Source organism: Paraburkholderia sp. EG286B, assembly GCF_040965655.1.
GTDB lineage: Bacteria > Pseudomonadota > Gammaproteobacteria > Burkholderiales > Burkholderiaceae > Paraburkholderia.
On record NZ_JBFRCF010000026.1, the window covers coordinates 54,822 to 80,426 of the forward strand.

Consider the following 25,605-nt stretch of genomic DNA (forward strand, 5'->3'; position numbering starts at 1 on the left):
CTCCAGGTTCTGCTGCGACCGCGTCCCGTATGCGCAGGCGGTGCGGTCGGTTGCGCCACACACATCATGCCGCCACCGCGAGCAGGCCGCCGAACAGCAGCGCCGCGAGCAACAGCGTCAGACAGGACACGGCCCATCCGCGCACGAACGCATCCGTACACACGGCAATTCGTGCAGCCCCCGTGCTGCCTCGTTGCAGTCCGCGCAGGAGGCCACCTACATCTCCCACAGGCACGGACCGCACCGTCTTGCCCCATCGGTTCCAGCCAATCGCGAGCGCCGCGCCAACGAGTACCGGCCAGAGTGCCGACCACAACGCCGCGGGAGCCAGGGCCTCGGGTAGCGAGCCTGCCGGGATACGCAGATACAACACCCACGGAACGGCGAGCGAGACCACTACCATTGCCAGCCATGCTCCCCTGAACGGCCCCGGAGCGCGCGCGTTGGAATCGGTCGTGGCCACTGCACCCAGACGCCGCACGAAATGAAGCATCAGCAACGTGGTCGCGGCTGAAGACGCCGCAGCCAACGACGCGGCGAGATCGCCGCCCAGCAGGTCCTTGGCCGCGTACTTGGCCAGTGCGCCGCCCGTCAACGGCAATCCGCCCAGTCCAAGCGCGATGACCGCCGTGGGCAGCAGCACCCATCGCAACGATCCGGCACCCGTCAACGCGACCACGCCCACGGCCAGAAACAAAGTGCCTTTGACGAGCAGATGGTGCGCGGCATAGTAGGCGGCTGCCACGACGGTAGCGGGGTCGCCTGCGGCTAGCCCCATGCCGATCACGGCCATCAGGAAGCCCATCTGGCTGACGCTCGAGTACGCAAGCACGACTTTCGGCTGGGACTGGGTGATACCGATCGCTACGCCGTAGAACGCGCCGAACATGCCCAGCGCCGCGAAAGGAATGCCAAAGTGCGGCCATGCGTCGTTGAAAGTAAATGGCAGAAAACGAACCAATGCGATCACGCTCGCCTTGACCACCGCGCCGCTGAGCACCGCCGCCGCCGGAACAGGCGCCGCGCGATAGGCGTGCGGCATCCAGAAATGCAGCGGCACCATCCCGGCCTTCATGCCGAGGCCAACCAGGAGCAATAGCAGCGTGGCGTTGCGCCAGGGCGAGCGCGGCAAGGCAGCAGCCGCATCGTGAATCAGCAGGCTGCCGCCAGGCGTGGCCTGTGCGAGCAGGACCAATCCTCCCAGCACGAAAGCCTCGGCCAGTAAAGCAACACCAAGATAAAGCGCGCCCGCGTATCGGGCTTCGGGCCCGTCGCCCTGGAGCACCAGCCCGCTGGCGCCGACACTCAACACCGCCAGCATCAGATAGAAGCCAATCAGATCGGCCGTCAGAAACACGCCCACGCTGCCGGTCAAGGCCATGAGCCAGCAGACGACGAACCCATCGATATCTTCGCGACCGCGTACATATCGTGCGGCATAGATTCCGGCGAAGAGCCACAACAGCGCCGCCGTGCCGAGCAACACCGCGCCTGGCGTATCGAGCGCGAAACTGAGGGCGAACCGGCTGTGGCCAAGCATCAGGGTTTCGCTCTGGCTGGCGCCGACGGCCGCGGCCAGCGCGGGCAGCGCAGCGACGGCGAACCATGACGGCAGGCGCCTGCGAACAGGCGCCGACGCACAGAGCAGCAGCATCAGCAATGGCAACCCGACGGCTGCGACGAGCAGAGCTTGGGAGACGTTCATGGCAGCCCCGCTGGCGGCATCACTGTGCGGCCAATCTGGGCCACGTCGACCGGCAGCAGCACGGCGAGGCCAAGCAGGAAAGAACACGTTGCGAGGCCAAGCACGGCGAACTGCTGGAAACGAGGCACCTGCTTTTGCGGCGACCAGCCGGGCGCAGCGGGCTCCATCGCGCGCACCACCACCATGAAAACGTAGACGCTCGTGAGCAGGCCGCCGACCAGCATCACGACCGCCCACCACCATTGCCCCGTCGCGAGTGCCACCGACATCAGCAGCCACTTGGCCAGAAAGCCCCCGGAAGGCGGCAAGCCGATCAACGTGGCGCCGGCCAGCGCGAAAGCCGTCAGCGTCATGGGCAAGGCGCGCCCTGCGCCGCGCAGGTCGGCCAGACGGTCATGCCCCAGCGTGCTATAGATCAGACCGGCCGCGAGGAACATGGCCGCTTTTGCGCTCGCGTGCGATACGGCCTGCAACAGGCCACCCGTGACGGCTCGAGCACTTTCGTGCTGCACGGCAAGCGGGAACAGCAGGAATAGATAGCCGATCTGGGCGACCGTCGAGTAGGCGATCAAGAGCTTCAGCCGCACCTGGCGCAGCGCCACCACATTACCGAAGAGGATCGCGAGCGCCCCCAGGCCTGCAAGCAGTTGCGAGCAGGATCCGCTTGCGATGCCGGCGAAGACATCGACCCACAACCGCACCACCACGAACCACGATCCCTTGATGACCAATGCCGACAGCAGCGCGCTCGCGGCGGCCGGTGCGCCCGCGTGCGCAGGCGGCAACCACAGATGCAGCGGAAACAGCGCGGTTTTGGCGAGCATGCCGGCCGTCATCAACGCCAACGCGGCCCAGGCTAGCGGCTGCGCCCCGATCCTCGCGGCAAGCAGCGCAATGTCCAGCGTGCCATAGGCGCCATAGAGCAGAAAAACCCCCAGCAAATAAAGCATCGAGCCGATCAGCGCGTACAACAGATAACGCAACGCAGCCTGCAATGTTTCGGCGCGGCCTTCGAGGGACACGAGAGGAACGCCCGCAAAAGTCAGCAGTTCGAGCGCGACGTAGAGCGTGAAAATGTCTCCGCTCACAAACACCAGATTGAGCGCTCCCCATACCGCCAGCAGCAGCAGCCAGAACGCCAGCGGCGCGCGAGCCTCGTTCGTGCCGGACGGCGTGCCGAAGTCGCCATTGGCGTAAATCGCCACCGCCCCCACGACCACGGCAACCACCAGCATCATGCACACCGAGAGGCCGTCGGCGCGGAGCATGACGCCGAGCGGCGGCGCCCAGCCGCCCAGCAGGTAGCGCAATGCGTCGCCCGAAACCAGCAGCCTCGCCGCAATCTCCAGCACGATGCCGAAACCGAAGGCGATCGTCACCCAGGCCACGCGTTGCGCGTGGCGTCCGCCGAGCGCCAACCCCGCCAGCATCCCGGCAAAAGGCAACAACACGGCGAGCGTCAGCAGCAGGCCGCCCGGCGTCGATTGCCCCGTGAGCGCCAGCGTCGTCACCTCGCCTCCGTATCGGCGCGCGCCCCGCCCGACGCCGCATCACCGTCCGCCGACAGAGAATTCGAGCCCGTTTCCGCGAACCTGCGCAGCATGAGTCCGACTGCGAGCGCGGAAGCGGCGAACGACACGACAATCGCCGTGATCAATAGCGCCTGCGGCACCGGGTCGCCGGACATGCCGGCGCCAGCGCCTCGATGCGCGATCACGGCACAAGCCAGAAAGACGCCATTGCCCGTCAGGTTGAAGGCCAGCACCTTGCGCAAGGGCTGCGGGTTGACGATCAGGCCATAGAGGCCGAGACCCACGAGGGCAGCAGCGGTCAAGCCGAACAACTGCGAGACGTTCATGGGCTCACCTCCGGCCGCTGCGGTGGCCCGACCAGCAGGAGGACCAGGGTCACGGCAAGCGAAGGCAGCAGCGCGGCTTCGATGATGATGATCCACAGCTTCGCCCAGCCATCGGGGTACGCGAGAAACGCTCCCGCCACGACGGCGCCGAGCAGGCCAAGCGCGATGAACACCGCCGGCCCGAGGATCAGCACGGCGCGCAGCCAGCGCCGGCTGACCGGCGGCGCATCGCGCAAACCGGACATCATGACGAGCAGCCACATGGCGGCAATCACCGTGGCGCCCTGGAATTTGCCGCCCGGATGATCGGCGCCGACCCAGAAAATGTAGATGCCGATCACGACGCCTATCGGCGGCAATACACGCGCGAGATACACCAGAATGTCGTTGGGACTCACCACCTGCGCCAGTCCCGGCCTGCCGCCCCAGCAGCGGTCCGGCGCCAGCGACCAGACGCCGACCACGCCGAACAGCAACACGATGGCTTCCAGCAGCGTGTCGATCGCGCGAAATGACAGCAGGACTGCCGTGATCGGGTTGCCGACGCCAGTCGCCTGAATGTGCCGCGCCACCTCGGGCGCCAGGGTCGGCGCGGGGTCCGGCAAGCTCAACAGGCTAACGGCAATCACGACGGCGACCGCCGTGGCGGCCACGCCTGCCGCGACACGCATCGCGAGGCCCGGCGTTTCGGCCCGGGCCGCCGCTTCAGTTGCCTCGAGCCGCGACGCCGCGCGGATCAGCAGCGCGCCGGTCAGGCCCGCGCCGATCGCCGCTTCGGTCAACGCGACGTCGACAGCACGAAGCACTAGCCAGGCCAGCGTAAGCAGCAGGCCGTAAGGAATGAATCCGGCGACCGCGGCGAACGTATCGCGCACGACGACCGTCCAGAGCGCAAGCCCCAGCAACAGGATGCCGATACCGACGGAGATGGCGGCGATCATGCACGCTCCTCCTGCCGGCGCGCGGCGCGCGCGATGAGCTGCGACACATCGGATGACGTCAGCATCACCAGCAGCCAGACCACGATCAGCTTGAGGGCGATCACGATATGACCGGTCTGTGGCAACAGCCCCAGCACCACCATGCCCAAGCCCAGGTTGTCGGCCTTGGTCAACGCGTGCAGCCGCGTGTACGTGTCCGGGAACCGCAACAGCCCGACTGTACCGGCCACGAAGAAGACAACGCCGGCCAGCATGGCAATGATCGTGAAAATATCGGCTACGGCTTTCATTTCCGGTCCTCTTTCGCGATATCGCCCTCTGCCTGACGATCGGCCTTGACGAAGGCGAGCGACGCGAACGCCGCCAGCACGGCGAGCGTCAACGCCACATCCACGACAGCCTCGACGCCGCTTGCCGTGCCGACCAGCAGCAACGCCGCGATCCCTCCCGTGCCGAACAGTTGCGCGGCCATCATGCGGTCGGCGCGCGTGGGCCCGCGCAGCACCGACAGCAGGCCCACGGCCACCATCAGCAGCACCAGCGCGCAAACGGCGATGAGCACGTCAGCCATGACGTTCACCGCTGACCAGCGCGCCCGCGAGGCGCCGTTCTTCGTCCGCCAGTTGTTCGTCAACCCGCTGCGAGGTGTCGAGGCAGTGGTAGACGAGCCCGTCCGCGGTCTCATCTACCGGCAGCGACCCCGGCAAGAGGCTCGTGATGATGGCGAAACCATTGCGCGCCGTTCCCGGCGGAAAACCGACACGATAGACCACGATACCGGGCCGCAAAGGCAGGCGCGGGTCCAACGCGCGGCGCGCCACGTCGATGCCCGCGAGCAGGGACTGCAAGAGGAAATGCGGAACGAATACGAGTAAGGCGCCGAGCCGTACCCTTCCCGCGGCGGGAGGCAGGAGACGCAGGCTCATCTGCGTTGCGACGAGCGTCGCGATCAGGCCGCAGACGAGATCGGCCGGCTTCACGCTCGGCATCAGGATGATCCATAGCGCGAGAAAGCAAACCGCGCGTGTCAGCGCGACGCGCCAGTGCGAACGCCAGTCGAGCAGGAAAGCACGAAGTGTTGGTGAGCTCATGGAAGATGCGCCTCCCCTATCGAAAAAAATCAGCGAGCGCGAAAACAGCGGGCGTCTGCCGGATGGAGTCAGGCCCCGGCGGCTCACGTCGCCCCGTTCGCCATCCCCGAAGACTGCGGCGGCGGCCGGTCTTTTTTGCCAAACACCACCATGTACAGGGCCGGCAGGAACACCAGGGTCAGCAGCGTCGCCACCAGCAAGCCGCCCATGATCGCAAAGGCCATGGCGCCCCAGAACACCGTAGGCGCGATCGGGATCAGGCCAAGCACGGTCGAGATCGAGGTCAACATCATTGGCCGTATGCGCGAAGTGCCCGAAGCGACAACGGCCTCCAGCACGCCCATGCCCTCGTGTCGAAAAGTCTCGATCTGCACGATCAGGATCAGGCCGTTCTTGGCGATCATGCCGATCAACGCGAGAATGCCCAGAATGGCGACGAAACCAAGCGGCCGGTTGAAAACCAGCAGCGCGAGCACCACGCCGATCAGGCCCAATGGCATCACCGAGACCACCATGGCCAGGCGCCTGAAGCTCACCAGCAGCAGCATCATGCTCGTCAGCATCAGCACGATCATCACCGGGACCACGACAAATACCGAGGCTTGCGAAGTCGCGCTTTCCTCGAAGATGCCGCCAGTCGCGACGTGGTAACCCTTGGGCAGCTTCGCGTTGAACGCATCGATCTTCGGCGCGAGCGTTGCAACGACTTCGTCGGGCAGCTCGCCATGCATCACGTCGGCGCGCACCGTGAGCGTCGGTACGCGGTTTCGCCGCCATATCAGCGGCGACTCCTGTTCCTCCGTGAACGTCGCGAACTGACTGAGTGGAACCATGCGCCCGCTCGGCGTGGGCACCTGCAGCGTACTCAGTGACTGCACCGTCAGCGGCTGCTCTTCCTGCGCGCGCGCCACGACGTTGACCAGATAGATGTCGTCGCGTATCTGCGTGAGTGGCGTTCCGGTAATGACGGTGTTCATGATGGCGGCCAGCGCGGCGGAACTCACGCCGAGCTGACGCGCTTCATCCTGGTTGATGTGGATGCGGATCTGCCGGGCCGGCTCCATCCAGTCGAAATTGATGTGGCGCGTTCGCTCGTCGGAACCCACGATACCGGCCAGATCGAGTGCGGCCCTGCGCACCTGCGCCGGGTCGGGGCCCGAGACGCGATACTGCAGCGGCCACCCCACCGGCGGTCCCAGTTCCAGCGGCGACACGCGGGCGACGATACCGGGGAACTGTTCACTCAGCGTCTTCTCCAGTTTCAATTGCAGCCGGTCCCGCGCCTCGAGACTTTTCGCGACCACGATGACCTGTGCGAAAAACGGATTAGGCAGCTGAACATTGAGGGTAAGAATGAAGCGCACTGCGCCGCGGCCCACATAGCTGCTGAAGTGTTCGACATCGGGATCGCTTTTCAGAATGGCTTCGAGTCGCGCGACCTGGTCCGCGGTCGCGTGGATGGACGCGTTCTGGCGCAAGGTCAGATCCACCGTCAGCTCCGGCCGGTCCGAGGCGGGAAAGAACTGCCGCGGCACGAACCGGACGAGGAAGATCGACACCACGAACGCCGCGAGCGTGACGGCAATCGTCAACCACCTGAGCCGCAGCGCGCCGCGCAGGAAGCGGTCATAGGCCATCAGCATCTTGCCGGGCTTGCGCGGCTCCTTTTCGGCCTTGGGCGTTTTCAGGATTGCCACACCGACTAGCGGCGAGAAAATCACCGCACCGAACCACGACGCGAGCAGTGCGATGGCGACTACCGCAAAAATAGAAAACGTATATTCGCCGGCCGAACTTTTTGCGAAGCCAATCGGCACGAAACTGGAAATCGACACGAGCGTGCCGATCAGCATTGGCGCGGCCAGCGTACGGTACGCGAACGTCGCCGCCTGATCCTTGCTGTCACCGGCGGCGAGGCGGTTGATCATGGCGTCGACGGTGGTCATGGCGTCGTCGACCAGCAAGGTAAGCGCGATGATCAGCGCGCCCAGCGAGACCCGGTGCAGGTCGATGTGCACGACGTCCATGATCCCGAAGACAATCGCCAGCGTCAGCGGGATAGACAATGCCACTACCGTCCCCGGCCGTATGCCCAGACTCACGAAGCTGCACACCAGGATGATGATGATCGCCTGCCAGAGCGACGCCATGAAGTCGTTGATCGCCACGTCGACGGTATCTGACTGATTGGCGACCAGGAACGGCTCGATGCCAGCAGGCAGGTTCGCGGTGGCGTCGGCCATCTCGGCCTTCAGGTTGCGACCGAGCGCCAGTATGTCGCCCGAATCGCGCATGGCGATCGCGAGGCCGATGGCGGGCTTGCCGTTGACGCGGAACATTGGCTGCGGAGGGTCGGCGAAGCCGCGTCTCACGGTGGCGATGTCGCCGAGGCGTACGATGCGCCCTCCCAGCACGAGGTTGACACTCTCGATGTCGCGTTCGGAATCGAAGGCGCCCGTCACCCTGAAGAACACCCGCTCCTGCCCGGTTTGCAGGACGCCGGTCGGCCTGATGAGATTTTGCGCTCTCAATGCGGCGACGATGGTCGGGTAGTCCAGACGCAAGCCCGCTAGACGGGTGGTCGAGAATTCGATGTAGATCTGTTCGTCCTGAGCGCCCAGGACCTCGATCTTCGAGACGTCCGGCACCAGCAGCAGGCGCGAGCGAATCGCCTCAACGCGATCGCGCAACTCGCGCATGTTGTAGCCGTCGGCGGTGAAGCCGTAGATGATGCCGTAGGTGTCGCCGAAGTCATCGTTGAAGAACGGCCCGAGCGTTCCCGCCGGGAGCGTCTGTCGCATATCGTCCACGTTTTTGCGAACCTGATACCAGACGTCCTGGACTTCGGAGGGTGGCGTGGACTGCAGAAGATCGACGAAGATTGTCGTCTGACCCGCTGTGGTATAGCTGCGTATGCGATCCAGGTGACGGGTCTCCTGCAACGTGCGTTCGAGCCGCTCGGTCACCTGCGAGAGCGTGTCGTCGACGGTGGCCCCCGGCCACGCGGCGGCCACTACCATGGTGCGGAATGTAAAGGCCGGATCTTCGGCGCGCCCCAACCGCAAGAATGACAGGGTTCCCGCAACGAGTGCGGCGATCATCAGGAACACCACCAGGGGGCGCTTCGAAAGCGCCCACTCGGATAGATTCGGGCCAATCACCTGACTGCCTCGGTCCAGTTAATTTTCTGTCCCGGCCGCAATGCCTGCACGCCGGCAGTCACGACCACGTCGCCTGTGTTGAGACCTTGCGACACCTCAACGCGGTCCTCGCCATACGCCTGAAGCTCGACCTCACGCACCGAAACCGTCCCTGTCTTCGTATCGACCACCCAGACCGCCGGCTTTCCTCCTGGCTGGATCAGGGCGCTCGAAGGAATTTCGATGGCCGCCGCGCGCGGGAGCTTCATGTGGCCAATGACCGTACTGCCAAGGCGCATGGCTGCCGGCGGATCGAGAACTTGAACCCGGACCGCAAAGGTTCCGGTCACCGGATCGGCGCGGGGCGATACTTCGCGCACCTTACCAACGGCGGTGACATCGGGGTTGCTGGCAAGCGCGATGACGATGTCGGGACTGGCCGGCGCGACGTCCTTGATCGCGGCGGGCACATCGAATACGGCATCCACCGCGCCCTCGCGAGCGATCTGCACAATCATGCGGCCAGCCGGAACCACCTCGCCCGGCTCCGCTCCACGCGCCGTCACCACGCCGGCTACGTCGGAAACGAGGTCGGTATAGCTCAGCCGGTTCTGCGCGATGTTGACCAGCGACTGCGCCGAATCGACTTGCGACTGGGTGATCTTTGCCATCGCTTCCGACTGTTCGAACGAAGCACGCGACACGGCATGCTCCGCAAGCAGATCGCGCATGCGGGTGAACATGGTGCGCGCTTCCAGGGCTTGTGCCTGCGCGGCGGCCAACTGGGCCCGAGCGGACTGCAGGCTGCTTTCCTCGTTCATCCGGTCAAGCCGCGCCAGCACCTGGCCCGCCCTGACACGGTCCCCGACATCGACGTTGCGGGACGTCATTCTTCCGTCGATACGGAACGATTGATTGATCTCGGCCTGCGCCTGCAATCTTCCGGTCAAGGCGATGGTCGCTCCGGCCTCCTGCTTTTCTATCCTGACGACGCGTACCGGGCGCACTTCCGTCACCTGCGCCTCTACGCCCTTACGGCAGCCCGCCAACAGTCCGCCCGCCGCCGTTACACACAGCGCACACAGCGTCACGGCCAAATGCAGGGAAACCATTCGACCTGCAGCATGATTCGCAAACACTGGCGTATTCCTCTGGATCCTTGGACAGGTTGCCCGTGTCCACCGTGAAATGGCTTCGCGCCCTGTAGCAGCCCCGCCGGGCGTGCCGGGGTATCCATCCTCGAGAGATCAACGACACCTGCGCTCACTTCATCGGGTCACGCGTACCGAGTTGTTGCCCATCAGCACACGCACACGATCACCGGGGACGAACTGCTGATCCGCGTCCTGCACCACCGACATCAGTTGCCCCGAATCCAGACGCACGACGATTTCAAGGCCTTGCCGCTGCGTGACGCGCTGCTCCACGGCATTGCCTGCCGCGCCGCCCAGCACGGCGCCGCCGATGCCCGCCGCTACGGCACCCGTGCCGCGCCCAATGTTGCTGCCAGCCGCGATGCCGCCAAGCGCGCCGCCGGTGATCGCGCCGATGCCCGTTGGGCCCGGCTGAATCGTGACGGGCCGCACGGTTTCGACGGTACCCAGTTCGATCACGAACACCTGCTGAGCCTGCGCCGGCGTGAAGACCGAGCCGGAAGTCGGCGCCTCGCAACCGGTAAGCGCAACCGAGACAGCCACGGAGCCAAGAAGTGTTGCAGCGAGATATCGCATGACATTCCCCCTAATGCGGCGCATTGCGGATTCGCTAATTCATTCGGCCTGTTTGCTAACGATTCCACGCATAATCATTAGCGAACATTCAGCCAATACGTACGCGGAGAATTGTCTTTTGCCATCCACCCTCCGAATACCTGGCGAACATTATGGAATACGATTCGCACATGACGTTTTCAACGTGGCATTCGTTTCGAAAATGGTTCAGCGATTCAATGTGGCGCGCATTTTTTATCCATCTGCTTCGGCAACGTCTCTTATCTCTCGCGACGAATTTCGAACGCGTCCAGATTGCGCCCCATATTGATCGGGCTATGTCCGGCACGATGCGTCACCTGGAAAGCTCGCGGTCGAGCAGCAACGAATTTGTCAAGGCGAGTTTGTCTGCAGTCGCAGGCCTTCCTGGTTCTTAATCGGCTAACTACTACGACATGCGTCAGCGGCTATAAGGTTTTCTTTTTCCTTCCGATCTGTTTTATCGTCTGAAACAAGTTGCCGCATTGCGTCGTCGCTCACCCGGTTAATACATTGGGCTCCTGATTATTTACTATTGACTACAGGCGCAAAAAGGGAGAGCGTATCCCCTTGGCATCAGGTTCGCTGTTGTCTCGATCAGACCAACAATCCGAGGTAACCATGTGGATCTTCCGTGTCGATGAACCTCGTCTTGGGGTCATCCGTATTCGAGAATGGCGCCGTCGCGCACATCACACAATCGGCCTTCTGGTCATGCTGCTGGGCGGTGCCACCATCGGCCTGATCGCCCTCGATCAGACCAGCCACTCTTTCTCCGACAAACTGTTTACGGCTCTTTGGAACGGAGTCAATCTCATTACGACACTCGGCGCCTTCAGCGAATTCAGTCCGCCTCAAAAGGCCTTCATGCTTCTGGCCATGGTCGCGACACTGCTGATCGGCGGGTTCGCCGTTTCGCGACTCACAGGCATGCTATCGGGCGATGACGTGATGGCTTATCGGGAGAACAGAATCATGGAACGCAAGTTCGAGCAACTCGCCAATCACGTCGTGGTCGTGGGATTCCATTCTCTCGGAGAACGGGTTGCAAACTACCTGCATGAAGCGGGCAACACCGTGCTCGTACTCGTGGGCGATCAGGATCAGGCCAACCGGGCAACGGATTGCGGGCATCTCGTCGTACTCGGCTCGCCGGACGCCTTCGACGACGTGCTCAAGCGTGCGCGACTCGATAGCGCGAAAGCCATGTTCGTCACGACACCCGACAGCAATAACAATCTGGCGATCACCCTGCTGGCCCATACGCTCAACCCGTCGCTCCCCATTGCCGTACCTGGCGAAAACCCCCTGCGAAAAGGGCTGCTGGAGAACGCTGGCGCGACCAACGTCGTCATTGCCGACGACATCATCGCCAAAGCACTGGTCGCCAGGATTACGACTGCAGCGGAGGCCGCACGATGAAGCCCGCCGCTCCTACACCGCACCGCCTGCCTCACCTGCCTTTCCTGCAGGGACTGCTGCCCTTCAATCCCGCGCAACTGCCGCACGACATCATCGCCGGGATCACGCTGGCCGCACTCGGCATTCCCGAAGTGATGGGATACACGAAAATTGCCGGCACGCCCACCGTGACGGGCCTCTATACGATCCTGCTGCCGCTCGTGGCATTCGCGCTCTTTGGTGCGTCGCGACAACTGGTCGTCGCCGCCGACTCGGCCACGGCCGCCATTCTCGCGGGTACCTTGACGGCCGTCGCCGCGCTCGGCAGCAAGGACTATGTCGGCCTCACGAGCACCGTCGCCTTGACGGTCTCGGTGATGCTGGTGATCGCGCGTGTTTTTCGTCTGGGTTTTCTGGCCGACTTTCTTTCCCGCAGCGCGTTGATCGGCTTCCTGACCGGCGTCGGCATCCAGGTCGCGGCAGGCGAGCTTGCCGGCCTGATCGGACTCGCCAAGCAAGGGCATGGGCCGTTGATGCAGATCGCGTCCGCGTTGCAACGCGTGGCCCAGGCCAACTATCCGACCACGATGCTCTCGATCGCCGTGCTCGTGGTGATCATCGGCTGCAAGCGCTTCGTGCCGCGCGCACCGGGTGCGCTGATCGCCGTGATCGGCTCCATCGTGGCAAGCGGCGTGTTCAATTTCGCCGGACATGGCATCGCGGTCACGGGCGAAGTGCCGGGTGGACTCCCGTCATTGTTCCTTCCACCGTTGCATATGGGCGCGATCAATCAGGTACTGGTCACGGCCGCCTCGTGCTTCATCGTCATCATTGCCCAGAGCGCAGCAACGGCACGCGCGTACGCCAATCGCTATAACGAAAGGGGCGACGACAACGCCGATATCATCGGGCTCGCGGCCGCCAACGCGGCAGCGGCTTTCACGGGAACCTTCGTCGTGAACGGCAGCCCGACCAAGACCGAGATGCTCGACGACGCGGGCGGCCGCACCCAGGTCGCCCACCTCACGACCGCCGCCATCGTGCTGCTGGTGCTGCTATTTCTCACGAAACCGCTGAGTCTGCTCCCTGCTGCCGTGTTGTCGGCCATCGTCTTCATGATCGGCGTAAAGCTGATCGACGTGAAAGGCATGATCGAACTGTATCGCATGCAGAAGGACGAGCTCGTCGTGGCGTTGCTGACTACGGGCGTCGTCGTATTCGTCGACGTGATGCACGGCATTCTTGCTGCCGTCGTGCTTTCCCTGATCGCGCATGCACGCCACAGCTACCGCCTGCGGACCCGGGTGCTGACGCGAGGCCCCGGCGACAGCTGGATCGCGCGACACGTCGAGCCCGATCTGCTCGCCGCACCTGGGATCGTCGTCTACCGTTTCGAAGCCGACCTGTTCTATGCGAACACCGGCCGCTTCACGGAAGAGGTGCTCAAGCTCGTCAACGAAGCGAGTCCGGGGCTGCGCTGGGTGGTGATCGACGCATCGGAGATCAGCAACATCGACTACACGGCAGGCAAGACCTTGATCCAGCTAGGCGGCGAACTCGACAAGCACGGTGTGGGCATAGCCGCGGTCGCCCTCCCCTCGGGCGTCCGACACGAAATCGAGCGGTACAAGGCATTGCGTGTGAGCGGCGTGCATCGCGAGGTCTTTGCAACCGTCGACGCCGCAATCGAGGCACTGCGTGACATTTCGCCGTCTACGTCCTCGACTTCTCAAGACGCCAGGCCGCAATGAAGCGACTGATATGACACAGGTCCGATCCGGTCTTGAATCGACAAAAGGAGTGCTCGTGCCTGATTCCGCTAAAACAAAGCGCGCCGCCCCCGGCGCAGATCTCGCTGACCCGGGTACGCCGGCGCTGCAGGAAGACCCATCCACACTCTTTGCGGGGCGTGGATCGCTGGCCGATCGCGTCAGACGGGGCAAGACGGCTCGCAAGGAAGTGCCGCGCGAGAAGCTCGCCGAATGCCGGATTGCAGATCGCGATCCCATCGCACTCCTCGACGCTTCCAATGTGGGGCGGGTAGTCGAACTGATACCCATCCGTTATGGACGCATGGTCGCGAGTCCGTTCGCGTTCTATCGCGGTGCGGCGCCGCTCATGGCGCACGATCTGTCGAAGCTGCCGCATTCCAACGTGATCGTGCAACTGGGTGGCGATGCACACCTGGCTAACTTCGGTCTGTTCGCGAGCCCCGAGCGGCGCGTTCTGTTCGGCCCCAACGACTTCGACGAGACGCTGCCTGGACCATTCGACTGGGACGTACGCAGACTGGCGACATCGTTCGTGATCGCTGCGCGCGAGCGCGGCTTTGCCTTGCGTGACCAGCAACGCATCGTGCGCCGGTTGTGCGCAACCTTCCGCCAACGGCTCGCCGACTTCAGCCGCATGGACACGCTCGACGTCTGGTACTGCCAGTTCAAGGCGGCGAGCATGCTGGCCATTGCCGATTCCGTCGAAGAAAGGAACAAGGAACTGGCCGTCATCGAAAAGGCAAGACAACAGTCGTCGCGTACCGTGCTGACTCATGCAACCGAGGTCATCAACGGCAAGCTGCGGATCAAGGATGTCCCGCCGCTCGTGTATCACGTACCGCTGGAGAGCGCGAGTGACAGCAAGCAGTACAACACGATGGTACGGCGCTTCTTCGCCGACTACCGGCTGACGCTTCCCGACGACAGGCGCGCCCTGTTCGACCGATATGAACTGGTGGATGTCGCCATTCGTGTGGTGGGCATCGGCTCGGTCGGAACGCGTTGCTATGAGGCGCTTTTCATGGCCGACGGCGATTGCCCGCTTTTCCTTCAGCTCAAGGAGGCGCGCGCTTCCGTGCTGGAGGGCTACCTGCCGCCGAGCCGCTATCCCAATCATGGTCAACGGGTGGTCAACGGGCAGCGTCTGCTGCAGTCTGCCAGTGACATCTTCCTCGGGTGGTCGAAGATGCGCCACACCGGCAACGACTTCTACGTGAGGCAATTGCGCGACATGAAGGGCGCCTTCGACTTCACGACCTTCGACGTCGAAGATCTCGGCGAGTATGCGGTCTCCTGCGCCCACGCGTTGGCCCATTCGATGGCGAAGGCAGGCGATCCCGCGCTGCTCAGCGGCTATGCGGGCAAGTCGGAGGTGTTCGACGAAGCCATCGTGCGATTCTCGCTCGCCTACGCAGAACAGAACGAGAGAGACTGGGCGGTATTGAAAGCGGCAGTCAAGGCGGGACGCATTCAGGTCATTCGTCAATAGGGTCCGGGCGCTGTTCAGTCCGGCACGTTGGGACGCGCCGCTCCGGCCTGCGCGCCGCTTCCGTCGATGCCACTCAGCCCCTTCACGCCCCCAATCCGTACCGTTCAGCGTCTGCACAACTGTACCGGTACTGTACCGAGCACTGTCGATAAACTGGTTCCGTCGATTTTGTTTTCTCTTTCCGGAGCTCCTCGCATCATGCTGCCCGAAATGCTCAGCGCGCTGCCCGCCGGCATGCTCTTCGTCGTGGTCACGACCATCACGCCCGGCCCCAATAACACGATGTTGCTCGCGTCCGGCGTCAACTTCGGTTTTCGTCGCACGGTGCCGCACATTCTGGGCATCAGCGCGGGCGTGGTCGTGCTCATGCTCTCGGTGGGCTTCGGGCTTGGCCAGGTGTTCAGGCACGTCCCGTCGCTCTATACCGTGCTGGAGGTCGCGAGCATTGCGTACCTGCTGTATCTCGCGTGGAAAATCGGCACCTCGGGCGACATCAAGGTGAAGAGCGGCGAGCACCGGCCCATGCGCTTTCACGAAGCCATCGCGTTCCAGTGGGTCAACCCCAAGGCGTGGATGATGGTGCTCACGGCCGCCACCACGATCCGCCTTTCCACGAACTTCGGCACCAACACGATGGCGATGGCCTTCCTGTTCTATGTGATCGGCCTGCCCTGCATCTGTATCTGGGCCGCGTTCGGCACCAGCATGCGGCGCTTTCTGTCGAATCCGCGCCGGCTGCGTGCCTTCAACGTCTTCATGGCGCTATCGCTGCTCGTTTCGCTGTATCCGATGTTCGCGCATTTGCTTCATCATTAAGACGACCCGCCGCCCTTCCCACGTTCAAACGCTACAATCGCAAGCGGGAAACATGGGCGGCGGAGTCACACTTTGTCTGAGTTTGAAGCGGGTTTTATTCTCACCCGCCATTGGCGCGATACGGGCGAACACACCGAGGTCGACTTCTGGCTCGCGACCGACGCGGGGCCGCGCCAGCTGCGCCTGCGCCCCCAGCCCTCTGTCGCATTCGTGCCGGCCGCCCAGGAAGCCGCGGCCCGCGCCGCGCTGAAGGGCGACGCACGCGCCGAGCTACGCCCGCTCAATCTGTGCGACTTCCAGCGCCGCCCGGCGCTGGGGCTCTACTCGCCGCAATATCGCGCCCTGGCCGGGCACGCAAAGCGCCTCGCCAAAGCGGGCGTCGACGTCTACGAAGCCGATATCCAGCCGCCGGAGCGCTACATGATGGAGCGCTTCATCACGGCGCCCGTGCTGTTTCGCGGCGATGCGGGTAGCCCGGATAACAGCGGCGTGCTGCTCGACAGCGAGATGAAGCCCGCCAACGGCTATCGCCCGCAGCTGAAACTGGTGTCGCTCGACATCGAAACGAGCGCCCAGGGCGAGCTTTATTCCATTGCGCTCGAAGGCTGCGGACAACGCCAGGTCTATATGCTCGGTCCCGCAAACGGCGACGCGAGCCAGATCGACTTCGACTTCGAATACTGCGCAAGCCGCGCGCAGATGCTCGAACGCCTCAACGCATGGATGGCGAAGCACGATCCCGACGCGATCATCGGCTGGAATCTCGTGCAGTTCGATCTGCGCGTGTTGCACGCGCACGCCCAGCAAACCGGCGTACCCCTGCGTCTTGGGCGCGGCGGCGAGGTGATGGAGTGGCGCGAGCACGGCATGCGGGAGAATCATTTCTTCGCGGGCGCCGCGGGCCGCCTCATCATCGACGGCATCGAGGCGCTGCGCTCGGCCACCTGGAGCTTCCCGTCGTTCAGCCTCGAATACGTCGCCCAGGCGCTGCTCGGCGAGGGCAAGTCGATCGACAATCCGTATCAGCGCATGGACGAGATCCAGCGCCGCTTCGACGAAGACAAACCCGCGCTGGCCATTTACAACCTCAAGGACTGCGAGCTCGTTACGCGCGTCTTCGAGAAAACCGAACTGATAGCCTTTCTGCTCGAACGCGCATCGGTCACGGGGCTTCCCGTGGATCGCAGCGGCGGCTCGGTGGCCGCGTTCACGCATCTGTATCTGCCGAAAATGCATCGGCTCGGCTACGTCGCGCCCAATCTCGGCGACGTGGTGGGCGAAAACAGCCCCGGCGGCTTCGTCATGGACTCGCGCCCCGGCATCTACGATTCGGTGCTCGTGCTCGATTACAAGAGCCTCTACCCCTCGATCATCCGCACCTTCCTGATCGATCCGGTCGGGCTCATCGAGGGGCTGGGCGACCCGAGCGACGAAGCGTCCGTGCCCGGCTTTCTCGGCGCGCGCTTTTCCCGCGAGAAGCACTGTCTGCCGGAAATCGTGCGCCAGGTGTGGGAGGGCCGCGAACATGCGAAGCGGCAGCACAACGCCCCGCTTTCGCAGGCGCTCAAGATCATCATGAACGCATTCTACGGCGTGCTCGGATCGACCGGCTGCCGCTTCTTCGACCCGCGCCTCGCCTCTTCGATCACGATGCGCGGGCACGAGATCATGCGCAGAACCCGTCAGCTCATCGAGGCGCAAGGCTACGACGTGATCTACGGCGACACCGACTCGACCTTCGTCTGGCTCAAGCACGCACACAGCGAAGCCGACGCCACGCGAACCGGCAAGCAACTGGTCGAGCACGTCAATGCCTGGTGGAAGACCGAACTGCAGGAACGCTTCGGTCTCCAAAGCGCTCTGGAGCTGCAGTTCGAACGCCACTACTCGCGCTTTCTCATGCCCACGGTGCGCGGCGCGGAAGAAGGCAGCAAAAAGCGCTACGCCGGCCTCACGCTCGCGAAGAACGGCGGCGAAGAAGTCGTGTTCAAGGGCCTCGAAACCGTGCGCACCGACTGGACACCGCTCGCGCAGGAATTCCAGCGCGAACTGTACCGGCGCATTTTCCAGCGCGAGCCTTATGTGGATTACATCCGCGACTATGTGCGGCGCACGCTCAACGGCGAACTGGACGACCAGCTCGTCTACCGCAAGCGCCTGCGGCGGCCGCTCGTCGAGTACCAGCGCAACGTGCCGCCGCACGTGCGGGCGGCGCGCGTCGCGGACGAGTTCAATCGCGCGAAAGGCCGTCCGCTCCAGTATCAGAACGGCGGCTGGATCAGCTACGTGATGACGACGGCCGGGCCCGAGCCGCTCGAAACGCTCAGTTCGCCGCTCGATTACGCGTTCTATGTGAGCCGCCAGCTACAGCCGGTTGCGGACGCGATCCTGCCTTTCCTGCGCGAGGATTTCGATACGTTGATGTCGGGGCAGCAGAGTCTGTTTTAGGCATGCGGCATCTCACACTTAGCGTGCGCGCTCGATGAACCGCCACAGCGCATCGTCCGTCGAATACGGCGCGTTGAAGCGAAACCACGCGCTCGGTTCGTCGTCGGGCCTGAAATAGGAGCCCGGCGCGAGCCAGATGCCGTCGCGCAGCGCCGCCGTGGCGATCGCGCCGGCCCGTTCGGGTTCGACGGCAAGGCGCGCCCAGACGAACAGCCCCGCGCGCGGCCGGTGGAAGATCTCGAGACCCAGCGCGTCGAGCCGCTCCTCCACGCAGGCATGCGCGGCCTTCAGCCGTTCGTTCACGAGTTCGACATGGCGCGCGTGGCGCCCTTCGAGCAGGACCTTGTCGACCATGCGCTCGATGGTCGCCGACGAGGTGAGCCCCACCGCCATCTTCGCGCGCGCCAGCTCGCGCAGCACGTCGCGCTCGGCGACCACATAGCCGCAACGCAGCGAGGGCGTGACCGTCTTCGAAAAACCGCTGACGTACAGCACGCGCTGCAAGCCTTCCATCGCCGCGAGCAGCGGCGCGCCTGGCGGCGCAAGCTCGCGGCTCACATCGTCCTCGACGACCCACATGCGCTGGCGCTCGGCGATCTGCAGCAAGCGGAAGGCATTGGACATCGCATACGTCGCGCCGGTGGGATTCTGCAGCGTCGTGTTCACGAAGATCGCCTTCGGCTGGTGCGCCGCCACCTGGCGCTCGAGCGCCTCGATGTCGAGCCCGGCGGGCGTGCGCGGCACACCCTGCACCGTGAGCCCCGCGAGCTTGAGAATCTGCAGCAGATTGCAGTAGCCGGGGTCTTCAACGAGCACCGTGTCGCCGGGCCGCAGCAGCGTACGCACGATGAGATCGAGCCCCTGCGTCGCGCCCTGCGTGAGCAGGACGTTCGACACCTCGACAGGCAGCCCCTGCCGGTCCAGTTGCGCCGCGATGCGCTCGCGCAGCGGCGCGTAACCGTACGGGTGCCCGTAGTCGCCAAGCCGCACGGCCGGCACCCGGCTCATGGCGCGCAAGGCGTGCTGCAGGCCGCTTTCGTTGATCCACTCGCCCGGCACCCAGCCGCAGCCCGCCTTGATCGGCACCGAATGATCGGCGAACACGTCGGAGAGCAGCCAGGTCGCCGTCAGCGTGGGCGGCTGCCAGCCCGCCGCGCTCGCCGGCGCCGACCCGTTGCGGGGCGCCACGCGGTAGCCCGAGCCGCGCCGCGCGACGACGAAGCCCATCGACACGAGACGGTTGTACGCCTCGGTCACTGTATAGGTCGACAGTTCGTGCGATTGCGCGAGCTGGCGCACCGAGGGCAAAAGCGCCCCGGCGCGCAGCGTTTGCGCTTCAATCGCGCGCGTGAAGCCTTGCACGAGCTGCTCGACAAGCGTCGTCGTGACGCCGCGGCCGCGCTCCAGTTCGAGTTCGATCATCGGGGAAAGCAAGCGTATAGTGCGAGGGAAAACCCGTACGATTCTGCGCGCCGACCAATACAGTTGGCGAGAATTGTCCAGCACGGTTTGCAGATCAGTATAGAGACTGTCTATGCCGTCGTTCAAGCCTCGGCGCTACAGTTGAGCCAAACCCACCTGAGGAGAAGCACGCATGACTTCGCGCCCCGTCATCGACGATCTCTCGTCGTTCTGGATGCCCTTCACCGCCAATCGCCAGTTCAAGGCCGCGCCGCGCCTGCTCGAATCGGCCAAAGGCATGTACTACCGCACGACCGATGGCCGCGAAGTGCTGGACGGCAGCGCGGGCCTCTGGTGTGTGAACGCGGGCCATGCGCGCGAGGAAATCGTCGCGGCCATCGCCCAGCAGGCCGGTACGCTCGACTTCGCCCCCACGTTCCAGATGGGCCACCCGCTCGCGTTCGAAGCGGCCCAGAAGATCGCCGAAATCATGCCGGCCGGGCTCGACCGGGTGTTCTTCACCAATTCCGGCTCGGAGTCGGTCGACACCGCACTGAAGATCGCGCTCGCCTACCATCGCGCACGCGGCGAAGGCCAGCGCACCAAGCTGATCGGCCGCGAGCGCGGTTATCACGGCGTGGGCTTCGGCGGCATCTCGGTGGGCGGCATCGCGCCGAATCGCAAGGCGTTTTCGGGCCAGCTGCTGCCGGCCGTCGATCATCTGCCGCATACGCATGATCTCGAGCACAACGCGTTCTCGAAGGGCCAGCCGGCCTGGGGCGCCCATCTCGCTGAAGACCTCGAGCGCATCGTCGCGCTGCACGACGCCTCGACCATCGCCGCCGTGATCGTCGAGCCCGTGGCAGGCTCGACCGGCGTGCTGATTCCGCCGCAAGGCTATCTGCAGCGTCTGCGCGAGATCTGCGCGAAGCACGGCATCCTGCTGATTTTCGACGAGGTCATCACGGGCTTCGGGCGCCTCGGCAAGGCCACGGCCAGCGAGTATTTCGGCGTGACGCCCGACATCATCACGATGGCCAAGGCGATCAACAATGCCGCCGTGCCGATGGGCGGCGTGGCCGCGAGCCGCACGGTCCACGACACGATCGTGAACAGCGGCGCGCAGGGCGCAATCGAGCTGTTCCACGGCTATACCTATTCGGCGCACCCGCTCGCGGCCGCCGCCGCGATCGCGACGCAGGACCTGTATCGCCGCGAGGGCCTGTTCGAGCGCGCCGGCGCGCTCGCGCCGAAGTTCGAGGCCGCCGCGCATGCGCTGCGCGGCGAGAAGCACGTGAAGGACGTGCGTAATCTCGGCCTCGTCGCGGGCATCGAACTCGACTCGCGCGACGGCGCGCCGGGTGCGCGCGCTTACGAGGTGTTCGTGAAGTGCTTCGAGGCGGGCGTGCTGATCCGCTTCACGGGCGACATTCTCGCGTTCTCGCCGCCGCTCATCGTGACCGAAGAGGAAATCGCACGCCTGTTCGGCACGGTGCGCGACGTGCTCGCCACGGTGCAGTAACACTGCGAGGCGCGAGCTAACGTCTACGCGCGCCTGCTTTCATTTGGTAATCCGCCGCAAGGGCGGCCCGGGCTCGGGCCGCCTTTTCTTTTTTCGGCCGTGGGCGCGCGAGGACCGGGTTCAAGCACAGCGCGCGCCATCGGCGTATCGTTGCCCTATCCGCCATAAGAAACGCGATTGCGGCGAGCGCGCATCGACCGACGTGCGCTGGCCAGGAGGGAATCTCATGAAGATGCCAGTCCGCATCGGCACGCATATCGAGGGCGTCCACTGGATCGCCGAGTATGTGGAAGCGACCCATCAAATCCGCATGTTCCGTGACGGCCGAGTGGTCGACACGATCCCCGCGCCCGCGGCCATGTTCGGCGAAGAGCGCGACGCGGGTTCGGCCAGCGACGCAGCGAGCCGCGCCGAGGAAGCCGCGCTGCTCGCCTGCCTGCGTCGTTACGTAGCCGACGTGCAGCCAGAAGAATAGTAGTCTTGATCATTGTCCCTGCCTCTTGCAAGGAGAGCTCGCCGATGAACGAGCGCAACGATCACTTCCCGCCGCAGCTCATCGAAACCGATGCGCTCATCATCGGTGCCGGGCCGGTGGGCCTTTTCCAGGTGTTCGAACTGGGCCTGATGGAAATCCACGCGCACGTGGTCGATTCGCTGCCGGCGGTGGGCGGCCAGTGCGCCGAACTTTACCCTGACAAGCCGATCTACGACATTCCGGCCGTGCTGATGTGCACCGGGCAACAGCTCGTCGATGCGCTGATGCAGCAGATCGAGCCGTTTGGCGCGACGTTCCATCTCGGCCAGGAAGTGCAAATCGTCGAGCCGCGCGCCGACGGCCGCTTTTTCGTGCAGACGAGCAAGGGCACGCAGTTCCTCGCCAAGACGGTGTTCATCGCGGCCGGCGTGGGCTCGTTTCAGCCGCGCACGCTCAAGCTGAGCGGCATCGAGCGCTACCGCGACACGCAACTGTTCTATCGCGTGCGCGATCTCGAGCGCTTTCGCGACAAGGACGTCGTGGTGTGCGGCGGCGGGGATTCGGCGCTCGACTGGGCGCTGCAGCTCGTGGACGTCGCGCAGAGCGTGATTCTGCTGCACCGGCGCGAGGGCTATCGCGCCGCGCCGGCAACGGTCGCGAAGATGCACGCGCTATGCGAGGAATGGCGCATGCAGTCCATCGTCGGCCAGCTGACCGGCTTCGACGACGAAGGCGGCAAGCTCAAGCGCATCAAGGTGACGGGCGGCGACGGCGTCACGCGCTCGCTGGATCTCGACTACCTGCTCGTGTTCTACGGCTTGTCGCCGCAACTCGGGCCGATCGCGCAATGGGGCCTCGAAATAGAACGCAAGCAGTTGCCCGTGGATACGGCACGCTTCGAAACGAGCGTGCCGCGCATCTTTGCCGTCGGCGATATCAATACTTATCCGGGCAAGAAGAAGCTGATTCTCTCCGGCTTTCACGAAGCCGCGCTCGCTGCGTTCGGCGCGGCGCATCATGTGTTTCCCGAGAAGAAAATCCATCTGCAGTACACGACGACCAGCACGCGCCTGCACAAGGTGCTCGGCGTGGAGTCGCCGGTGTTCGACTGAACGCGGGGCGAGCGCCCCGCGCTTTGTCACCGCGCGATCAGGCCTGCTCGGCGTCCTGCTCGCGGAAGATGCGGTCGGCGAGATGGAACGCCGAGTTCGCCGCCGGCACGCCGCAGTAAATCGCCGTTTGCAGCAGCACTTCCTTGATCTCGTCGCGCGTGACGCCGTTGTTGCGCGCGGCGCGCAGATGCAGCGCAAGTTCTTCGCTGCGGTTGAGCGCGACCATCATCGCGATCGTCAGCAGGCTGCGCGTGTGGCGCGGCAAGCCATCACGCGTCCAGATCTCGCCCCATGCATAGCGCGAAATGAAGTTCTGGAATTCCTCGGTCACTTCGGTGCGGTTGGCGAGCGAGCGATCGACGTGCGCGTCGCCCAGCACTGCGCGGCGCACTCTCATGCCGGCTTCGTAGCGGTCTTCGTCGTTCATCACGCCCCCAGCAGGAAATCGATCACGATCTTGTTGTACTCGTCCGCCAACTCGACGTTCGAGATGTGCGCGGCGTTCAGCTCGACGTAGCGTGCGCCCGGCACCGATTCGGCCAGTTCGCGCCCTTGTGCGGGCGTCGCGGCCAGATCGTGCGTACCCGAAATCACGAGCGTGCGCGCCTTGATCGACGGCGCCTCGCCGCGCAGGTCGGCGGCGTTGATCGCTTCGCAGTTCGAAGCGTAACCGTCCTTGTCGGTATGCACGAACACGTCACGCACTTGCGACATCACCAGCGCATTGTTCGCGATGAATTCCGGCGTGTACCAGCGCGGCAGCACCGCTTCGGCGAGCGCGAGCATGCCTTCGCTGCGAGCCTTCGCGGCACGCGGCACCCACACTTCCGGCGAGCCGATCTTCGCGGCCGTATTGCACAGCACGAGACGATCGATGCGGTTGGCGTAACGCGCGCCGAGGCCGACGCCGGTCAGGCCGCCCATCGAAACCCCGACGAAATGCGCGCGTTCGATGCCGAGCTGGTCCATCAGGCCGATCACGTCGCCGGTCAGCTGCTCGATGGTGTACGGGCCCAGCGGCGCCGCCGAGTGGCCGTGGCCGCGCGTGTCGTAGCGCAGCACGCGGAAATGCTTCGTGAACTCGACGATCTGCGGCGTCCACATCGACACGTCGCTACCGAGCGAATTCGACAGAACCACCCATGGCGCCGAATGGTTCTCCGCACCGTCGATGCGGTAGAACAAATGCGTGTCGTTGACGGCTGCGTAAGGCATGCGTGTTACTCCTCGTGTGTCTTCTGTGATCAATGGGACGTGCGCTGCTTGGCTTTCGCTTCATACGACGCGAGCACCGCGTCGACGAACGCGTGCGCCTGCCCCACGTAATTGGCCGGATCGAGCAGCGCCTCGAGGCGCGCTTCGTCCAGGTGCCTCGTCACGGCGGGATCCGCCGCGAGGACTTCGTACAGCGTGCGGCCGCTTTGCACCGCGGATTTCGATGCGCGCTCAACGAGATGATGCGCGTCCAGACGCCCGATCCGGTCGCCGAGCGCGAGCATCACGGCTTCGCCGAGAATGAGGCCGTGCGTGATGTCGAGATTCGCCGCGAGCCGTTCGGGCCGCACTTCGAGTCCGGCCGTGATCTGTTCGATCTGCGCGAGCGCGCCGCCGGCGAGGCGCGCGAGATCGGGCAGCGCATCCCACTCGGCTTGCCAGCCGCCGAGCGCGCGCTCGTGTTCCTGGACCATGCCCGCGAACACCGTCGCGACGAGGCCCGGCGCGCGCGCGGCAGCCGTCAGGACGGCTGCGCAACCCACCGGATTGCGCTTGTGCGGCATGGTCGAGGAACCGCCCTTGCCTGCGGCCGCCGGCTCGCCCAGCTCGCCGATTTCGGTCTGCATCTGCAGGGAGATGTCGCGCGCGATCTTGCCGAGCGTGCCGATGAGCATGCCGAAGAACGACGCGGCTTCGGCAATGCGGTCGCGCTGCGTGTGCCAGGGCAAGGCGGGCAACGCGAGACCGAGTTCCTGCGCGAGCGCGGCGCTCACCGCCGGGGCGGCGTCGCGCAGGCTCGCGAGCGTGCCCGCCGCGCCGCCGAACTGCAGCACGAGCGCGCGCTCGCGCAGCACGATGAGGCGTTCGCGATGGCGCAGTACCGCGTCGAGCCATTGCGCGAACTTCAATCCGAGCGTGATGGGCAGCGCCTGCTGCAGCCACGTGCGCCCGACCGCCGGCGTCGCGCGATGCGTGCGCGCGAGGTCCGCCAGCGTTGCGCAGAGCGCGTCGATGCCGCGCTCGATCAGCGCGAGCGCGTCGCGCAACTGCAGCACGGTGGCCGTGTCGATGATGTCCTGGCTCGTGGCGCCCCAGTGGACGTATTTGGCGGCTTCGGGGTCGGCGGACTTCACGCGCGCGGTGATCTGCTTGACGAGCGGGATCGCCAGGTTGCCGCCCAGCGCGGCGTCGCGTGCGAGCGCCGGTGCGTCGAGCTGATCCGCCGCACAGGCTTCGACGATCGCGGCCACGGCCGACTGCGGAATCACGCCATGCGCCGCCGAGGCGCGCGCGAGCGCCGCTTCGACGTCTAGCATGCGTTGCAGCGTGGCATTGGGAGACCAGACCGCGTTCATCGGTTCGGTCCCGCAGATCAGGCTCGTGAGGCGTTCAATCATGGAGTGTGGCGGGTGGGAAAAGCGGGCGTTCGGAGACAGCCGGAACGAAGCGGGCGCGGGCACACGCCACCCAA

General features: G+C 64.7%; 22 protein-coding genes. 8 read left to right on the plus strand and 14 right to left on the minus strand.

What is annotated here, in order from left to right; genetic code table 11:
* Window positions 1-64: 64 nt before the first annotated feature.
* The 10 genes from AB4Y42_RS36555 to AB4Y42_RS36600 all read right to left on the minus strand — a co-directional run bounded on the left by AB4Y42_RS36555 (window position 65) and on the right by AB4Y42_RS36600 (window position 10,465).
* Window positions 65-1,705, minus strand: a complete 1,641-nt coding sequence (locus AB4Y42_RS36555; RefSeq protein ID WP_368696909.1) for a proton-conducting transporter membrane subunit — start codon at window positions 1,703-1,705, stop codon at window positions 65-67.
* Window positions 1,702-3,216, minus strand: coding sequence for a complex I subunit 5 family protein (locus tag AB4Y42_RS36560; protein WP_368696910.1), 1,515 nt, complete (start codon window positions 3,214-3,216; stop codon window positions 1,702-1,704). The genes AB4Y42_RS36555 and AB4Y42_RS36560 overlap by 4 nt, the downstream gene beginning before the upstream one ends.
* The gene (locus tag AB4Y42_RS36565; RefSeq protein ID WP_368696911.1) at window positions 3,213-3,563 is read right to left on the minus strand and encodes an NADH-quinone oxidoreductase subunit K; all 351 of its coding nucleotides are present in this window, start codon (window positions 3,561-3,563) and stop codon (window positions 3,213-3,215) included. The genes AB4Y42_RS36560 and AB4Y42_RS36565 overlap by 4 nt, the downstream gene beginning before the upstream one ends.
* Complete coding sequence (locus tag AB4Y42_RS36570; protein ID WP_368696912.1) at window positions 3,560-4,504, minus strand: hydrogenase subunit MbhD domain-containing protein; 945 nt, start codon at window positions 4,502-4,504, stop codon at window positions 3,560-3,562. The genes AB4Y42_RS36565 and AB4Y42_RS36570 overlap by 4 nt, the downstream gene beginning before the upstream one ends.
* Window positions 4,501-4,794: a monovalent cation/H(+) antiporter subunit G gene (gene mnhG / locus AB4Y42_RS36575; protein ID WP_368696913.1), complete on the minus strand. Its 294-nt coding sequence runs from the start codon at window positions 4,792-4,794 to the stop codon at window positions 4,501-4,503. The genes AB4Y42_RS36570 and mnhG overlap by 4 nt, the downstream gene beginning before the upstream one ends.
* Entirely contained in the window at window positions 4,791-5,075 is a 285-nt protein-coding gene (locus tag AB4Y42_RS36580) for a monovalent cation/H+ antiporter complex subunit F (protein WP_368696914.1), read from the minus strand. The genes mnhG and AB4Y42_RS36580 overlap by 4 nt, the downstream gene beginning before the upstream one ends.
* On the minus strand, window positions 5,068-5,595 hold the full coding sequence (locus tag AB4Y42_RS36585; RefSeq protein ID WP_368696915.1) for a Na+/H+ antiporter subunit E: 528 nt from the start codon (window positions 5,593-5,595) through the stop codon (window positions 5,068-5,070). Before AB4Y42_RS36585 ends, AB4Y42_RS36580 begins: the two co-directional genes overlap by 8 nt.
* Before the next feature lie 83 nt (window positions 5,596-5,678).
* A complete protein-coding gene (locus AB4Y42_RS36590) occupies window positions 5,679-8,756 on the minus strand; it encodes an efflux RND transporter permease subunit (protein ID WP_368696916.1) in 3,078 nt (1,025 codons plus the stop codon).
* Entirely contained in the window at window positions 8,753-9,847 is a 1,095-nt protein-coding gene (locus tag AB4Y42_RS36595) for an efflux RND transporter periplasmic adaptor subunit (RefSeq protein WP_368696917.1), read from the minus strand. Before AB4Y42_RS36595 ends, AB4Y42_RS36590 begins: the two co-directional genes overlap by 4 nt.
* 156 nt (window positions 9,848-10,003) lie before the next feature.
* A complete protein-coding gene (locus AB4Y42_RS36600; protein WP_368686739.1) occupies window positions 10,004-10,465 on the minus strand; it encodes a hypothetical protein in 462 nt (153 codons plus the stop codon).
* A gap of 639 nt (window positions 10,466-11,104) precedes the next feature.
* On the opposite strand from AB4Y42_RS36600, the gene AB4Y42_RS36605 reads away from it, so the two are divergent.
* The 5 genes from AB4Y42_RS36605 (at window position 11,105) to AB4Y42_RS36625 (ending at window position 18,409) form a co-directional block, all read left to right on the plus strand.
* Window positions 11,105-11,905, plus strand: coding sequence for a TrkA family potassium uptake protein (locus AB4Y42_RS36605; RefSeq protein ID WP_368686738.1), 801 nt, complete (start codon window positions 11,105-11,107; stop codon window positions 11,903-11,905).
* Complete coding sequence (locus AB4Y42_RS36610; protein ID WP_368696918.1) at window positions 11,902-13,635, plus strand: SulP family inorganic anion transporter; 1,734 nt, start codon at window positions 11,902-11,904, stop codon at window positions 13,633-13,635. Before AB4Y42_RS36605 ends, AB4Y42_RS36610 begins: the two co-directional genes overlap by 4 nt.
* Before the next feature lie 55 nt (window positions 13,636-13,690).
* Window positions 13,691-15,145 carry a DUF2252 domain-containing protein gene (locus AB4Y42_RS36615; protein WP_368696919.1) on the plus strand — a complete coding sequence of 485 codons (1,455 nt, stop codon included), beginning with the start codon at window positions 13,691-13,693 and terminating at the stop codon, window positions 15,143-15,145.
* Window positions 15,146-15,343: 198 nt separating this feature from the next.
* The gene (locus AB4Y42_RS36620) at window positions 15,344-15,961 is read left to right on the plus strand and encodes a LysE family translocator (RefSeq protein ID WP_368696920.1); all 618 of its coding nucleotides are present in this window, start codon (window positions 15,344-15,346) and stop codon (window positions 15,959-15,961) included.
* A 72-nt stretch (window positions 15,962-16,033) separates the two neighbouring features.
* Window positions 16,034-18,409 carry a DNA polymerase II gene (locus AB4Y42_RS36625; RefSeq protein WP_368696921.1) on the plus strand — a complete coding sequence of 792 codons (2,376 nt, stop codon included), beginning with the start codon at window positions 16,034-16,036 and terminating at the stop codon, window positions 18,407-18,409.
* 18 nt (window positions 18,410-18,427) lie between these two features.
* Here AB4Y42_RS36625 and AB4Y42_RS36630 read toward each other — a convergent pair whose 3' ends face one another.
* The gene (locus tag AB4Y42_RS36630; RefSeq protein WP_368696928.1) at window positions 18,428-19,831 is read right to left on the minus strand and encodes a PLP-dependent aminotransferase family protein; all 1,404 of its coding nucleotides are present in this window, start codon (window positions 19,829-19,831) and stop codon (window positions 18,428-18,430) included.
* Between the two features lie 172 nt (window positions 19,832-20,003).
* Here AB4Y42_RS36630 and AB4Y42_RS36635 point away from each other — a divergent pair, with 172 nt between their 5' ends.
* From AB4Y42_RS36635 to AB4Y42_RS36645, 3 genes are all read left to right on the plus strand, one after another.
* The gene (locus tag AB4Y42_RS36635; RefSeq protein WP_368696922.1) at window positions 20,004-21,332 is read left to right on the plus strand and encodes an aspartate aminotransferase family protein; all 1,329 of its coding nucleotides are present in this window, start codon (window positions 20,004-20,006) and stop codon (window positions 21,330-21,332) included.
* 226 nt (window positions 21,333-21,558) lie between these two features.
* On the plus strand, window positions 21,559-21,807 hold the full coding sequence (locus tag AB4Y42_RS36640; RefSeq protein ID WP_368686733.1) for a hypothetical protein: 249 nt from the start codon (window positions 21,559-21,561) through the stop codon (window positions 21,805-21,807).
* A 44-nt stretch (window positions 21,808-21,851) separates the two neighbouring features.
* Window positions 21,852-22,919: an NAD(P)/FAD-dependent oxidoreductase gene (locus AB4Y42_RS36645; RefSeq protein ID WP_368696923.1), complete on the plus strand. Its 1,068-nt coding sequence runs from the start codon at window positions 21,852-21,854 to the stop codon at window positions 22,917-22,919.
* A gap of 37 nt (window positions 22,920-22,956) precedes the next feature.
* Here AB4Y42_RS36645 and pcaC read toward each other — a convergent pair whose 3' ends face one another.
* From pcaC to AB4Y42_RS36660, 3 genes are read right to left on the minus strand one after another with little or no spacing between them, the layout of a single operon-like run.
* On the minus strand, window positions 22,957-23,346 hold the full coding sequence (pcaC, locus tag AB4Y42_RS36650; protein WP_368696924.1) for a 4-carboxymuconolactone decarboxylase: 390 nt from the start codon (window positions 23,344-23,346) through the stop codon (window positions 22,957-22,959).
* Window positions 23,346-24,134 carry a 3-oxoadipate enol-lactonase gene (gene pcaD, locus AB4Y42_RS36655; RefSeq protein WP_368696925.1) on the minus strand — a complete coding sequence of 263 codons (789 nt, stop codon included), beginning with the start codon at window positions 24,132-24,134 and terminating at the stop codon, window positions 23,346-23,348. Before pcaD ends, pcaC begins: the two co-directional genes overlap by 1 nt.
* Before the next feature lie 29 nt (window positions 24,135-24,163).
* Entirely contained in the window at window positions 24,164-25,531 is a 1,368-nt protein-coding gene (locus AB4Y42_RS36660) for a 3-carboxy-cis,cis-muconate cycloisomerase (RefSeq protein WP_368696929.1), read from the minus strand.
* Window positions 25,532-25,605: the final 74 nt, after the last annotated feature.

What these genes read in the sequence shown, in the direction of transcription:
- AB4Y42_RS36620 (WP_368696920.1), top strand. Translation starts at nt 15,344, where the DNA reads ATGCTGCCCGAAATGCTCAGCGCGCTGCCCGCCGGCATGCTCTTCGTC.
- AB4Y42_RS36660 (WP_368696929.1), bottom strand. Translation starts at nt 25,531, where the DNA reads ATGATTGAACGCCTCACGAGCCTGATCTGCGGGACCGAACCGATGAAC.
- mnhG (WP_368696913.1), bottom strand. Translation starts at nt 4,794, where the DNA reads ATGAAAGCCGTAGCCGATATTTTCACGATCATTGCCATGCTGGCCGGC.
- AB4Y42_RS36640 (WP_368686733.1), top strand. Translation starts at nt 21,559, where the DNA reads ATGAAGATGCCAGTCCGCATCGGCACGCATATCGAGGGCGTCCACTGG.
- AB4Y42_RS36600 (WP_368686739.1), bottom strand. Translation starts at nt 10,465, where the DNA reads ATGCGATATCTCGCTGCAACACTTCTTGGCTCCGTGGCTGTCTCGGTT.
- AB4Y42_RS36635 (WP_368696922.1), top strand. Translation starts at nt 20,004, where the DNA reads ATGACTTCGCGCCCCGTCATCGACGATCTCTCGTCGTTCTGGATGCCC.
- pcaD (WP_368696925.1), bottom strand. Translation starts at nt 24,134, where the DNA reads ATGCCTTACGCAGCCGTCAACGACACGCATTTGTTCTACCGCATCGAC.
- AB4Y42_RS36585 (WP_368696915.1), bottom strand. Translation starts at nt 5,595, where the DNA reads ATGAGCTCACCAACACTTCGTGCTTTCCTGCTCGACTGGCGTTCGCAC.
- AB4Y42_RS36630 (WP_368696928.1), bottom strand. Translation starts at nt 19,831, where the DNA reads ATGATCGAACTCGAACTGGAGCGCGGCCGCGGCGTCACGACGACGCTT.
- AB4Y42_RS36570 (WP_368696912.1), bottom strand. Translation starts at nt 4,504, where the DNA reads ATGATCGCCGCCATCTCCGTCGGTATCGGCATCCTGTTGCTGGGGCTT.
- pcaC (WP_368696924.1), bottom strand. Translation starts at nt 23,346, where the DNA reads ATGAACGACGAAGACCGCTACGAAGCCGGCATGAGAGTGCGCCGCGCA.
- AB4Y42_RS36595 (WP_368696917.1), bottom strand. Translation starts at nt 9,847, where the DNA reads ATGGTTTCCCTGCATTTGGCCGTGACGCTGTGTGCGCTGTGTGTAACG.
- AB4Y42_RS36610 (WP_368696918.1), top strand. Translation starts at nt 11,902, where the DNA reads ATGAAGCCCGCCGCTCCTACACCGCACCGCCTGCCTCACCTGCCTTTC.
- AB4Y42_RS36645 (WP_368696923.1), top strand. Translation starts at nt 21,852, where the DNA reads ATGAACGAGCGCAACGATCACTTCCCGCCGCAGCTCATCGAAACCGAT.
- AB4Y42_RS36555 (WP_368696909.1), bottom strand. Translation starts at nt 1,705, where the DNA reads ATGAACGTCTCCCAAGCTCTGCTCGTCGCAGCCGTCGGGTTGCCATTG.
- AB4Y42_RS36565 (WP_368696911.1), bottom strand. Translation starts at nt 3,563, where the DNA reads ATGAACGTCTCGCAGTTGTTCGGCTTGACCGCTGCTGCCCTCGTGGGT.
- AB4Y42_RS36605 (WP_368686738.1), top strand. Translation starts at nt 11,105, where the DNA reads ATGTGGATCTTCCGTGTCGATGAACCTCGTCTTGGGGTCATCCGTATT.
- AB4Y42_RS36580 (WP_368696914.1), bottom strand. Translation starts at nt 5,075, where the DNA reads ATGGCTGACGTGCTCATCGCCGTTTGCGCGCTGGTGCTGCTGATGGTG.